The 13,026-nt window shown below is 50.5% G+C and carries 9 protein-coding genes and 1 tRNA gene; 5 read left to right on the forward strand and 5 right to left on the reverse strand.

Going from position 1 to position 13,026, the window contains the following annotated elements; all coding sequences use genetic code 11:
• Positions 1-23: 23 nt before the first annotated feature.
• From MWL85_RS08610 to MWL85_RS08630, 5 genes are all read right to left on the reverse strand, one after another.
• Positions 24-2,846: a putative LPS assembly protein LptD gene (locus tag MWL85_RS08610; RefSeq protein ID WP_244400411.1), complete on the reverse strand. Its 2,823-nt coding sequence runs from the start codon at positions 2,844-2,846 to the stop codon at positions 24-26.
• 90 nt (positions 2,847-2,936) lie between these two features.
• On the reverse strand, positions 2,937-4,472 hold the full coding sequence (locus MWL85_RS08615) for an NAD(P)H-hydrate dehydratase (RefSeq protein WP_244400412.1): 1,536 nt from the start codon (positions 4,470-4,472) through the stop codon (positions 2,937-2,939).
• Between the two features lie 26 nt (positions 4,473-4,498).
• A complete protein-coding gene (locus MWL85_RS08620; RefSeq protein ID WP_244400413.1) occupies positions 4,499-5,506 on the reverse strand; it encodes a lactate/malate family dehydrogenase in 1,008 nt (335 codons plus the stop codon).
• A 123-nt stretch (positions 5,507-5,629) separates the two neighbouring features.
• Positions 5,630-5,821: a hypothetical protein gene (locus tag MWL85_RS08625; protein ID WP_018029097.1), complete on the reverse strand. Its 192-nt coding sequence runs from the start codon at positions 5,819-5,821 to the stop codon at positions 5,630-5,632.
• A gap of 67 nt (positions 5,822-5,888) precedes the next feature.
• Positions 5,889-5,962, reverse strand: a tRNA-Arg gene (locus MWL85_RS08630).
• A 1,169-nt stretch (positions 5,963-7,131) separates the two neighbouring features.
• On the opposite strand from MWL85_RS08630, the gene purH reads away from it, so the two are divergent.
• The 5 genes from purH to MWL85_RS08655 all read left to right on the forward strand — a co-directional run bounded on the left by purH (position 7,132) and on the right by MWL85_RS08655 (position 13,026).
• Positions 7,132-8,676 carry a bifunctional phosphoribosylaminoimidazolecarboxamide formyltransferase/IMP cyclohydrolase gene (gene purH, locus MWL85_RS08635; protein ID WP_244400414.1) on the forward strand — a complete coding sequence of 515 codons (1,545 nt, stop codon included), beginning with the start codon at positions 7,132-7,134 and terminating at the stop codon, positions 8,674-8,676.
• Positions 8,677-8,741: 65 nt separating this feature from the next.
• Positions 8,742-9,761 (forward strand): rod shape-determining protein, encoded by a 1,020-nt coding sequence (gene mreB, locus MWL85_RS08640; RefSeq protein ID WP_021903779.1) that lies wholly within the window; start codon positions 8,742-8,744, stop codon positions 9,759-9,761.
• 39 nt (positions 9,762-9,800) lie between these two features.
• Positions 9,801-10,661, forward strand: a complete 861-nt coding sequence (gene mreC, locus MWL85_RS08645; protein WP_244400415.1) for a rod shape-determining protein MreC — start codon at positions 9,801-9,803, stop codon at positions 10,659-10,661.
• A complete protein-coding gene (gene mreD, locus MWL85_RS08650; protein ID WP_244400416.1) occupies positions 10,658-11,182 on the forward strand; it encodes a rod shape-determining protein MreD in 525 nt (174 codons plus the stop codon). The genes mreC and mreD overlap by 4 nt, the downstream gene beginning before the upstream one ends.
• The gene (locus MWL85_RS08655) at positions 11,179-13,026 is read left to right on the forward strand and encodes a penicillin-binding transpeptidase domain-containing protein (protein WP_244400417.1); all 1,848 of its coding nucleotides are present in this window, start codon (positions 11,179-11,181) and stop codon (positions 13,024-13,026) included. Before mreD ends, MWL85_RS08655 begins: the two co-directional genes overlap by 4 nt.

Below are 13,026 nucleotides of genomic sequence, written 5' to 3' on the forward strand. Positions count from 1 at the left end.
AATGTATCTTTAATTATATAAGGTTAATACCACTGTGATGTGGCTCTATAATTGGGTTGGCTACTCTTGCGGTAGCGAAGGTCATGCAGTAACTGGCTATTGACACCTATCGTAAAGTTGTACGACTTAAATGGTCCAATAGGAATGAAGCTTGCCGACATACTCCAGCAGTGTAGGTCTCGAGTGACATTGCAGGTCATATTGGTGATCCGCTTCTCATCGAAGTTGTAGTTAGCGGAGAAGTTGAATCGCCAATTGCGGGTCGGTGAAAACTGACCGCTGAAGCTCAAGTCGTGCCTCCATTGATAACCAAACTCTTTCTTGGCAGGGATAAACTCTCCCGTCCCGAGCGAAAGGTTGTAATTGAAGCTCAGGCTCCAATCCATCCGATTCTTGAGGTAGCCATTGTAGTCAAACTCCTCTTGCGAGCCACTTTTGCCGCCCATAAGAGAGCCGCCACCCTCCTCACCTCTAGGCGAAGTAGGGGGCTGGTCGGGAGGGTCGTTGGACGAACCATCATCATCACCATCATTCTCTGCCTTTTTCTTTGAGAAGAGATTGGTAATCTTTTTTATCGTCTCCCGATTAAAGGTGTAGGAGAAAGAGGTACTCGTTCCCTTAAAGTGCCCTATTCCCTTACCATTGAGCACCCTCAGCTTATCCACTCGGTAGGGGATAATTCGACCATCATGCTCGTGATAATCCCAAAGGTAAAGGTCAAAAGCGCCCCCCAACCGAAGGGTAAAACTCTGTGATAGCCTCAGAGAGATAGAAGCCGATAGGTCGCTCCATTGAAAGGAGTCGGCCGCTAGATTGTAGCTTGTGGAGAGGTTTAGCGACTCGATCAGACTGATCTTTTTGAACTCCGTAGAGTCCTTTTTGATTTTCGCCTCCAAGTTATTGGCAAGTGACAGCCCTATGCTTCCACTCTTACCTCGCCCCGGCACGCCAAAGAGCTGCCCCTCATAGGGGGATACAAACCGCTCCTCCTTCCGTCCGTCGGGCGTGATGTATCGGAGATGCTCCCAATAGCCCCATCTAGGATCGCCAAAGTCGGGGCGGTAGTTAATAGAAATCGAGGGCTCCATACGGTGCCGAATCATATCCACCTTGTCACCTAGAAATGGCAGTGGCTTCCAAAAGCCATATACCGTGGTGGAAAGAGCTAGTGAAGCACTAAAGTCAAATACCCTATTAAAGCCATAAGTGGTATCTGTGGGCACCACCTTATTGAGAGCTGGGTCGTAGGCGTGAGCAACCCTCGAGGAGTACCACCGCTCCGTATAATTTAGGGAGGGGGTCACCTTGATATAATTGAATAGATCAAAAGAGGCACTCACAGGGATAGAGTGGCTCATACCATTTTGCCAGTCCCGAATCAGGTTTTTCTTAAAGAACTCATCCTCCTTCGACTGCACCGAGTTACGCAACTGCCCCGAGTAAGAGAGCGAAATCTTTTCATACCACCGCTCCTTACCCACCTGCTGCTTACGCTTAAATGGGTAGATACGGCTCATCGTGATGGAGAGGTTGGGGAGCGTCACTGAGAGCATCTTATCGCGCGACCTTTGGTTGATATCCATAGAGCCCGATATACTCCACGGGCTATTGGGGAAGCGTTGGTTGAAACTGATGCTAGAGCTCTTGGTATTCTCTCCCAACACCGCTTGATTGTAGAGCCCATCAAGGTTATTGTGATTGTACGAACTGGTAGAGAAATTGACATTGGCCGAGAAGCTTCGATATGGATTGGCCTTAGCATCCTGCTGGTGGCTCCACTGAATGCGGAAGTCACTCGACTTACTGTAGTCGCCTGCGATCTTATCCCCTCGCTTGGTCACAATGTAGCTCGCATTGATACTTCCGCTATACCGATACCGCTTGCGGTAGGTCGATTGTGCCTGCACCCCCCACGACCCCTTGGTGTAGATATCTCCCGTCAGCTGAAGGTCTACATAATCATTGATCGCAAAGTAATACCCACCATTGCGTAGGTAAAAGCCACGATCCATCTCATCGCCATAAGTAGGCATTATTAGGCCCGAAGAGCGGGAGGTGGTAAAAGGGAAGAAAGCAAAGGGCAAGCCAATAGGCAGTGGCACATCAGCGATCACCAGATAAAGAGGACCCGAAACCAAATCCTTTCCAGGGCGCACCTTTGCCTTAGTCAGACTAATATAGAAGTGTGGATGCTCATGATTGTCACAGGTGGTGTACTTTCCATCCATCAGATTGAGCGTACCATTGCCAATCCGCTTCGTCCTATCCGCCGTCACAAAGCCATCGCCCTGCTGCGTCACCACATCGGTGATATAGCCTTGTTGCGTATTGATATTATAGTTGATGCTTTTTGCTTCATAGGTCTCTTGCTCATTAGTAATCTTGGCATAGATACGCTCTCTATTGAGCGAGTCGGGATAGTCGATATAGGTAGAGTAGATATTACCGCTATCGATCTGCATCTGCATGAAGTCACCCTGCAACTGCTGACTTTCGTACTTCACCTGACCATTGCCGTACATCCTCAGTAGGTTGCGCTTCGGTAAGATCACAATAGAGTCTTGGCTCTCAAAGTCGAGAGGTGCCTTGAGCTGACTGAGGAGTGTGGAATCGGTAGAGAGAGAGTCGGCTGGAAGCGAATCTACAGCAAGGCTATCCACCACCAAGCTATCTACTGCAAGGCTATCACGAATATTCAGCGTATCCCTTGATTGTAAATAACGTGCTAGGGCATCAACATCCGCCCTACTCCTCCCTGCTTTTGCACCTTGAGAGAGGAGCAGAGAGAAGAGGAGATACCCCACAAAGATAATGAGTATATAGGGAGTGCCCTTACGTCTCACCACAGCGTTACCACAAAATAGCGTCCATACAAGTCCTAAACTCTCACAAAGATAATAAAATGACTTGAATAATCGACCCTACCTCACCACTAGTCACCTAAAAAGCGCATTGGAGCTATTGCTCGTAAAGCGCTTAAAGGCCATCGGCAAGTACTCTATCAGTCGACCCGCTGTAAGCGAAAGCTCGCAGTAGTCGCTGCTATAGCTCTCTGCAGCAAACCCATGGATAAAGGCTCCTGCCACACAAGCCTCCAGCTGATGCACCTTTTGTCCCAATAGTGCAAGGATAATACCCGTTAGCACATCGCCAGTGCCAGCAGTTGCCAACCCTGGATTGCCCGACATCGTAAAGACCACCTGACCCATCGGCGTGGCAGTAGCCGTATAGGCACCTTTGAGCAAAATATAGATGCCCAAGCGAGCCGCCTCACGCCGTGCCAGCTCCAACCGTTCGTAGCTATTTCGGGAAGGGCCAAAGAGACGATCAAACTCCCCTACATGAGGAGTGAGGATAGAGCCCTTAGGCACCATCTCCAAGAGGCGCTCCTCCTCCTGAGCCAAGAGATATAGGGCATCGGCATCCAGCACCATCGGCTGCGTGTAACCACCCAAGAGTTGCTCTAGCCCTAGCAAGCTCTCTGTACTTCGTCCAAGGCCTGGCCCCACGGCAATCGTGGTATAGTCGGTGAGCGAATAGCTGGTGGAGGAGAAGCTCTCCTCCGATCCGTCTTCACGCACCAATGCCTCAGGCAGAGAGGTATGCAAAATAGCAGCCTGACCCGAAGGCACATGCACCGTCAGATGTCCCGCTCCCGAAGCCATCGCTGCTCTACCAGCCAGCACCGCAGCCCCCATCATCCCCTTAGAGCCTGCAATGAGTAGGTCCTTGCCATAGTCATACTTATTGGAGAAGCGCTTACGCAAGGGTAGCACCTGCTCCATCTCCTGCGTTCCGAAGTACATATAGGGGGCATTGGACGTACTTTTGGCACTATAAAAACTAGGATAAAGCACCCGCCACTGACCCACATAAGGCTCATTTTCGGGCAAAAGGAGTAACAGCTTAGGACTATAAAAGGTGTAGGTGACGTCGGCCTTTAATATCTTGGTATAGTCAATAGGCTCCTCCACTTCTTCACTCATACCAGAGGGGATCTCCAGTGCCACCTTGATCGCCTTTATCTGATTGAGGTACTTCGTCACATTATTGAGCGAAGGCATCAGCTCCCGCCCCTGTATTCCATCAATCAAAAGGTCTTGGGGAGCCAGCTCTGGGAGGGCAAAAGCATTGGTCGTCACCTCGGTGAGGTGCGATGAAACTTCCATAAAGGCATCACGCTCATGGACCACGTCGTCGGGCAAAGTACCTTTAGGATTCAGGAGCAATACCTCTACATCATACTGCATGCCCACTAGCGAGGTGCCTACCCTGATCGCCAAAGCCCCCTTTTCGTTGGGCCCAGCAAAGATCACCGCACGGCGAGCAGCATAGAAGTCCTGCTTCAGGCGATTGCATACCGCAATTCCCTTGTGCGCCATCAGCTCCGAGGCATCCTCCCAATCAGTACGCTCTGCCACCAGCTCTGCCTCCATCTCCGCGATCTCTCTCGAGCTATATATCTTTTGCATCTTCTCCCTTTATATATTGTATCATATTATATCATTTCCACCAACTCCTCTTCCCTCTGGAGGAGACACCCCCACTCACTAGGGTCGGGCAGATACCCACCCTTTATCAATTGTTGCCTCATCCTTTCAATCGAAGCAAATGCCCCATCCAGTGCCGCCCCATCGCGAGCTGTGAGCTTCGTGGGCAGATGGTGGCACCCTTGGCTATCTATCTTGGTGAGAAGCGAACCAAAGGTATGAGGATACCGACGGGAGTGATGATACCTAGCCGTAGGGAGCTCAAAAGGCTCACGGTCCGTGGCCATCAGCATCCGCAATACATGCACCGCTGGGCTTTGATAGGCAGTCTGACCTCTCTGCTTGTAGATAGAGATGCCACCATACCGCACCGCACGCACCAGCTCCACCTCCTCCTCACTGCTGATGCCCATCTCGCTCAGCGAAGTACCATTCACCCGAACTCTGTCAAGCATCGGTGCCATTGCCCCATCGTGGCTTCCCAAGGTGTAGACATCGCTAAGTACCCTAGGCGGTACCCCCAACCGACGCACCAACGTCCTTCGGAAGCGCTCGGTATCTAGCGACGAAAGGCTCATTATCCGTTCGGGCGACAATCCACTATGCACCAGCAGAGTGAGCCCCATCAGGTCGGAGGGATTGCTCACGCAGACCACCCGCTCCACTTTGTCCCTCACAGCGGAGAGTGCACGCCCACACTCCACTGCAAAGGGAGCATTGCTCAATAGCATCGCCTCGCGAGTGGTAGGACTACTCTGCACACTCTTGGCAAAGAGCAGATATCCCCCCTCCGATACCGCCTCCTCCATCGAGAGGGTGGTATGAATCTCAATTTCTCCGAAGCCCGACTCCTCTATCTCGTCCTTAAGCCCCTGAAGCCGCTCCTCGCTCCCGCCACAAAGCACCAGTCGACGACTGAAACGCTGTAGCAGAGCATAGAAGACCAATTCACTAGATAGCCGCCCCGTGGCACCAACCACCACCAGCGGACGCTCGGTAAAGTAGCCACCCTTCATCTCGTCGCTCTCTTAAGTTACCTCCCTACTAGCTTAGAATAGTGCACAGATAGGACGACCACCCAGGGATTGCATCACCTCTAGGTTGTCATCCTACACTCCTCCAGCTCTGAGAAGTGATGATTACTGATTCTCTTCGGGGAGAGAATTGTACTTTTTATCGAGGAAGATGTGAAGCAAAAAGCCCACAAGCACCAGTACAAGACCTATCACCAAACCAGTATTGGTCTGCCCTGTGCCAGCAAAGCCTAGATAAATCAATATAGCGGCGCCAATCACCTCTACCAAAATCCCAAGATAGGTAATCCCCTTCATATACTTCGAATATTGTAAGTTTGTAAGTTCTGTTCGTTTTGTCTGAGCTACATCAGTAGCCCCATCGTGACCCAGAAGGGATTCAAACCCCCGACCTTCAGAACCGGAATCTGACGCTCTATTCAGCTGAGCTACTGGGCCAAAAACACACCGCGTGGAGGCAACCACCCCATCGCTAGGTACAAAGGTAGCAAAAGATTTCCATACTCTCACCCCTTGCAACCCTCTTTTTACAGAACCGTCGTATCGGGAATTAAGTAATAAGCGAATGAACCGCTCTCTTTATACCCTTTTACCAATACCCGAACAACCATTCACACATTAGTATATTAGTGTTTATAGAGAGCCTACCAAAGGCTATTCTAAGACTAGAACCGTTCATCCAAAAGGAGTGTGGAACTACTCATATACTTATTATAGACCTATAAAAAGTGGGTGGCGTAAGAGGGCAAAAGTTTAGTTGCAACTAAGCATTTGACGAGTTGCAACTAAGCAATCGGCGAGTTGCAACTAAGCAATCGGTTAGTTGCAACTAAACTAGCACTCATATATGACACTGGTTTTCAAGCCGTTACTAAACCGAGATTAGTAGCCTATTTTTCCCCTTTCTTTTCCACATATAGTTAGATATCAAAACAATCTTGGAATAGGCTGTCCGAACCGCAAGGGGCTTGGGTTTTGATCGTCTTATTTTCCCTACTCATCAGCTCTGCGAACCTGGAATGGGGTTACTTCATAATCGGACCTTCTCAAGGGGATCGTTATCTATTGATACTCCGAAATATACCACGCGGTAGGACCATCGGAATGCGTTAGCCCTGCACCTGTAGGGCTAACGCATTAGAAAGTTCACGCCGTATGGTCTTTAGCGGGGTGTGTATGAGTAAGGACCTCGGCAGAGGTCCGTGCTAAATAGGCACAGGTCAAGGCACGCAGTGCCGAAGACCTGTGTATAAAGAGGTACCACACACCCTTGCGGCCCCGGCCGAGGGGTCGGACAACCCTATCTCTAGGTCTGACCCCTCAGCCGGGGTCAAGCAGGTGGTGAATATGCTCTTGCACACAGGTCGTTCGGGGGTAACGCCCCTCCGACCTGTGCCTATTTAAGAGGGACCTCTGCCGAGGTCCTTACGCCATTTTCCTCAACAGATTGTATATCATCATTCGCGCAATAGTCTTTTCTAATGCGTAAGCCCTGATCTGTGGGGACAAAAGGGTCGGAGTGTCGCTATTTTTATTTAACTTTGCGGAAAACTGTACAGGCACTATTGCAGGGTGCAAAGTAAATCGATTTTATAGAGGGTAAAACTATGTCGGAAAGGCAAATTAAGAGAGCGCTCATCTCGGTATTTAATAAGGAAGGACTGGAGCCCATAGTGAGGGAGCTGGCTGCACTTGGTGTGGAGCTGATCTCTACGGGAGGTACACAAACGTATATTACTGGATTGGGTCTAGAGTGTACGGCAGTGGAGGAATTGACCTCTTACCCCTCTATCCTAGGCGGGAGGGTGAAGACGCTACACCCTAGTATTTTTGGTGGCATCCTCTCCAGAAGAGATAATGCAGACGACGCCAAGCAGTGCGATATGTACGACATCTTGGAGATAGACCTCGTGGTGGTGGACCTTTACCCTTTCGATGAGACTATCGCATCGGGTGGTACGCACGAGGAGATCATCGAGAAGATTGATATCGGTGGAGTGAGCTTGATCCGTGCAGCAGCGAAGAATTACAAGGATGTCCTCATCATTGCCTCTCGCAAGTATTATGGCGCCCTTCTGGAGATGCTACAGAGTGGCAAGGGGGTGACCACTGAGGAGCAGAGGAAGGAAATGGCCAAAGCTGCCTTTGGGCTCACGTCGGAGTACGACAACCACATTCACCACTATTTTGCGGGCTCCAAAGTGACTGAGGAGCTACCTGAGGAGGGCATTGAGCTATCCATTCCTGTGGCTTATCCTCTTCGCTATGGGGAGAACCCTCATCAGGAGGCAAAGTTTTATGGCACAGCCCTTACCGAACGTTTTGAAATCCTCCACGGCAAGCAACTGAGCTACAATAATATCCTCGACCTAGAGGCGGCGTGTGCGTTGATAGAGGACTTCGATGAACCTACCGCTGCGATCATCAAGCACAACACCCCTTGTGGCATGGCTAGCGACAAAGATATCCACACGGCCTACACCAAGGCACTCGCCTCTGACCCTGTCTCGGCCTTTGGCGGCATCGTGGTACTCAATAGAGGTGTAGACACAGCGTTGGCAGAGGAGCTGGATAAGCTCTTCATTGAGATACTGATTGCACCCGACTACTCTAGCGAGGCACTTGAAATCCTTGAAAAGAAAAAGAACCGTCGCCTACTCATTGACCGTATAGGCTTTGACTCGAGCAAGTACACTTACCGCTCGGCGGTGGGCGGCTTGCTAGCACAAGCTAAGGATAAGAAGATAGAGAGTGCAGAGGAGCTCACCCCTACAAGTGAATACCTGGCAAGTGACGAGGTGGTAGCAGACCTACTCTTTGCGATGAAGATCGTAAAGCACTGCAAGAGCAATGCGATTGTACTGGTGAAGGATGGTCAGCTGATCGGTGCTGGATATGGGCAGACCTCGAGAGTGGACGCCCTAAACCAAGCGGTGGCGAAGGCAAGGGCTATGGGATTTAGCACTGAGGGAGCAGTGCTCAGCAGTGACGCCTTCTTCCCATTCTCCGACTGTGTGCAGCTTGCCAATGAAGCTGGCATCAAGGCGATCATTCAGCCAGGTGGCTCGGTGAGAGACGAGGAGAGCATTGTCTTTGCACGTGACCACAAGATACCAATGTACATGACAGGGGTACGCCACTTTAAGCATTAAAAAGGCAGGGAGAGGGCTTTTATAGAGAAAGAGAAACAAGTATTTAAGACGAGATAGATAATAGTATGGGATTATTCTCATTTACACAGCGGATGGCGATTGACTTAGGTACCGCCAATACCGTGATCATTAAGGAGGGAAAGATTGTCATAGACCAACCTAGCTATATCACGATGAATCGCAAGAGCGAGAAAATCGAATGGGTAGGTAGCGAAGCATATAGGAGGGTAGGAAAGGAAAATAACGACCTTCTGACCGTACGTCCACTACGCGACGGTGTGGTGGCCGACCTCAATGCCACGGAGCATATGATCCGAGGATTTATCCAGATGGCGAGGACCAAAAAAAGCCTATTTCCATCGGCTCTGAAGGTGGTGGTGAGTGTGCCATCGGGCAGTACCGACGTGGAGCTAAGGGCAGTGCGCGATGCTGCTGAAAAGGCGGGCGCCAGCGAGGTATACCTCATTATGGAGCCAATGGCGGCTGCCATCGGCATTGGACTAGATGTACTGGAGCCTAAGGGCAATATGATTGTGGACATTGGTGGAGGTACCACGGAGATTGCAGTGATTTCACTGGGAGGTATTGTCTCCAATAAGTCGATCAAGGTGGCGGGTGATGAATTTACCAACGACATTGTGGACTACATGAAGGCAAAGCACCAAATACGGATAGGCGAACCAACGGCAGAGGAGATCAAGAAGAATGTGGGCTCTGCCCTGCCCGAGCTAGAGGCGGGACCCGATGACTATACAGTGATAGGGCAAGACCTAGCGAGTGTGCTACCTAAGACCATTACGGTGAGCTATCGGGAGATCGCTGGTTGCTTGGAGAAGTCTGTACAGAAGATCGAGACTGCTATCTCCAATGCACTTGATGCCACAGCCCCTGAGCTCTATGCCGACATCTTTAAGGATGGAGTATACCTCTCAGGAGGTGGTGCGATGCTCAAGGGATTGGACAAGAGGCTACAAGATAAGTTCCAAATCCCTTTCCACGTAGCAGAAGATCCCCTTTATGCGGTAGCAAAGGGAACCCATATTGTACTCGAAAATAGCAATACTTACAGCCAGCTATTTAAGTAGTTGAGGCTTGGCATACCGATGGCCGACTTGTAGGTAAGTATGGATAAGCTCTTAGAGTTTTTACGCTCCAATGCCCACACCCTGCTATTTGTGGTACTGGAGGTGATAGCACTCCTATTGTTATTCAATGGGAGTGTTTATCGCAATAGTGTACTCCTTAGTAGCACCAATGCCATTACTGGCACCGTGACAGAGTATGCCAATAAGAGCAATGAGTACCTCGGACTTAGGGATGCCAATGTAGCCCTGATGAGCCGGAATGCGGTACTAGAGGAGGAAAACCAACGCCTCAAGTATCAGCTCCGTCGCTTGGAGGTGGATTCGCTCACATGGCAAAGGCTCTCCACAGATAGCGTGATACGTCCTTTCCCCTACCAGTACAAGGTGGCCCAGGTGGTAGGCACTACACTCTTTGGTGGTAAAAACTATCTCACCATAGATATGGGGAGCTCCGAAGCGATCCAAAATGACATGGGGGTACTCTCCAATGAGGGCATCGTGGGAGTGGTGGAGACGACAGGGCGTAACTATGCCAAGGTGATTCCTCTGGTGAATAGCGACTTTAAGCTCAATTGCAAGCCCTCGCCGAGAAGTGAATATGTGGGCACCCTCTCTTGGGATGGGAAGGACTTAGAGCATACTTTGCTGACTAATCTCCCAAAGCACGCTCCCTACAATGTGGGGGATAGTGTGGTGACGAGTGGCTACTCTGCCATTTTCCCTGAAGGGCTATTTATTGGCACCGTGGAGGGAGAGGGAGAGTCGCCTAACGACAACTTCCGCGCACTGAGGGTGAAGCTAGGGGTTGCCTTCGGCACTCTGAAGTATGTCTATGTGGTTCAGAACTATGAGCGTGAGGAGCGATTGGAGATCGAAGCAGTGGAGAAAGGTGAGCGATGAATAAGCACTACTTTAGTTATACGTTACAGAGCCTACTACTACTACTTTTGCAGGTAGTGGTGATGAATAATATCCGTCTCTTTGGGTACCTGATCCCTATTATTTATCTCTATCCATTGATATTTCTTCCCTACCAAACGCCCCGATGGCTCACCACCCTACTCGGTACGATTGTGGGGCTTTTGATGGATATGGCGATGAATACCCCTGGGCTGAATATGGCGTCGGCCACCTTGGTAGGTTACCTCCGCAATCCCTTTCTATTTGCCTTCACTGAGGAGCAAGCGATAGAGGATCTTTCGGCTCCTATTCGCCCCTCTATCTACACGATGAAGCGGGGCAAGTATTTGCTATTTATCCTACTGATGGTCCTAACGCACGTTGGCACACTCCTCTTATTGGAGGCCTTCTCCAGCACTCTATTCCTACAGATGGTGCCACATATCCTTGGCTCCACACTGATCACCTGCGTGGTTTTTGCCATCTTTGAGGCATTCTCTAAGCGTAACCACCCTGCATGAAGGATCGCCAAAAGAATAAATTTGCACACCGAAAGTATGCTGTCGGTGCTGCCATATTAGTGGTAGTGCTACTCTACCTAGGTCGTCTTTTTGACCTACAAGTGCTTTCCCCGGAGTATCGAATTGCGGCGGAAGATATTGCCTTTCTCAAGAAGACATTATACCCTTCGCGTGGAATGATCTACGACTGTCGGGGCAACCTAGTGGTCTTCAACAACTCGGCTGCCGACATCCATATCATCTCCAGAGAGGTGGAGCCATTTGATACCCTCGAATTTTGTAGCATCCTCAACCTTGAGCCAGCCGAACTGAGGCAACGCTTTGCGGACCTCCGCAACCGCAAGAAGAATAGAGGCTACTCCCCCTATACTCCTCAGCTGCTGCTCCCACAGATCAGTGAAGAGGAGGCGGGGCTATTAGAGGAGAAGCTCTATAAGTTTCCCGGCTTTTACGTAGTGCACCGCACGGTAAGGGACTACAAGTATGCTGCCGCTGGCTTGATGCTAGGCTATATGGGCGAAGTGAGCCCGAAAGATATTGAGCGTGACCCCTACTACCGCCCTGGAGAATACATAGGGAAAAGTGGTATTGAGCTAAGCTATGAGCGATTTCTGAGGGGCGAGAAGGGCAAAGAAATCTATATCCGCGACGCCCACGGAAGGGTGAAAGGGAAGCGTGATGATAGCGAACTAAATGAAGCGCTTACCTCGGGGCACGACCTCACTCTATCTATAGATATGGAGCTACAAGCATATGGGGAGCGGTTACTGGCAGGCAAGCGGGGAGCCATCGTGATGATAGAGCCTAAGAGTGGAGAGGTCCGTGCTTTGGTCTCCTCACCCTCTTACGACCCCAAGCTACTGGTGGGGAGGGATCGGGGTAATAACTATAAAGCTCTGGAGGCGAACCCTCAGATGCCGCTCTTTAATAGAGCAATTATGGGAACCTACCCTCCCGGTTCCACCTTTAAGCCAGCACAGGCAGCGGTCTTTTTGCAGGCTGGAGCCCTCTCTGTAAGTGATAGCTACCCTTGCTACCACGGCTACCCACCTCTTAGAAATCGACCTGCCTGCCACGGACACCCCTCCCCCATCTCGCTGATTCCGGCAATTGCCACTTCGTGCAATGCCTACTTCTGCTATGGGCTCCGCAATATGCTGGACGATCGGAAGCTATTCCCCTCCACAGCAGCCGCCTTTAAGAAGTGGACGGAATCTATCGTCAAACTTGGTTTTGGTTACCCCTTGGGGCTCGACTTACCTGGGGAGAAACGTGGGTTTATCCCAAATAGCCTGATGTATGATAAGATCTATGGAGAGGGCAATTGGCGCTCCTCCACCATCATCTCTATCTCGATAGGTCAGGGTGAGATTCTAGCAACTCCTCTGCAATTGGCCAATTTCTGTGCTACGGTGGCCAACAAAGGGTACTTCTATACCCCTCATGTGGTGAAGGATATATCAGGGCTCCCCTCCGATAGTCTCTATGTGGAGCGTCACGACACGGGAATAGACCCCATCTACTTTGATTACATAGACCAAGGCATGCGGGGGGCGGTGACGGGAGGTACCTGCCGAAAGGCCAATCTCCCTGATTTCAAGGTGTGTGGCAAGACAGGAACGGCGGAGAATGTGCACGGCAAGGACCACTCCCTCTTTATTGGCTATGCACCGCAAGAAGACCCTCAAGTGGCAGTGGCTGTGATTGTGGAGAATGGTGGATTTGGTGCCACATTTGGTGTGCCAATAGGGCGGCTGATGATGGATTTTTACCTCCATGACCACGAGATAGGTGCGGAGTCGAAGGTGTACGAAACAATGATGATGAATAGCATTATTTACTAA

This window comes from Porphyromonas somerae (assembly GCF_022845615.1).
Lineage (GTDB): Bacteria > Bacteroidota > Bacteroidia > Bacteroidales > Porphyromonadaceae > Porphyromonas_A > Porphyromonas_A somerae.

Bases quoted from the DNA above. Each gene is read 5' to 3' on its own strand.
- MWL85_RS08625 (WP_018029097.1), bottom strand. From the start codon at position 5,821: ATGAAGGGGATTACCTATCTTGGGATTTTGGTAGAGGTGATTGGCGCC.
- mreD (WP_244400416.1), top strand. From the start codon at position 10,658: ATGAATAAGCACTACTTTAGTTATACGTTACAGAGCCTACTACTACTA.
- MWL85_RS08655 (WP_244400417.1), top strand. From the start codon at position 11,179: ATGAAGGATCGCCAAAAGAATAAATTTGCACACCGAAAGTATGCTGTC.
- MWL85_RS08615 (WP_244400412.1), bottom strand. From the start codon at position 4,472: ATGCAAAAGATATATAGCTCGAGAGAGATCGCGGAGATGGAGGCAGAG.
- purH (WP_244400414.1), top strand. From the start codon at position 7,132: ATGTCGGAAAGGCAAATTAAGAGAGCGCTCATCTCGGTATTTAATAAG.
- mreC (WP_244400415.1), top strand. From the start codon at position 9,801: ATGGATAAGCTCTTAGAGTTTTTACGCTCCAATGCCCACACCCTGCTA.
- mreB (WP_021903779.1), top strand. From the start codon at position 8,742: ATGGGATTATTCTCATTTACACAGCGGATGGCGATTGACTTAGGTACC.
- MWL85_RS08620 (WP_244400413.1), bottom strand. From the start codon at position 5,506: ATGAAGGGTGGCTACTTTACCGAGCGTCCGCTGGTGGTGGTTGGTGCC.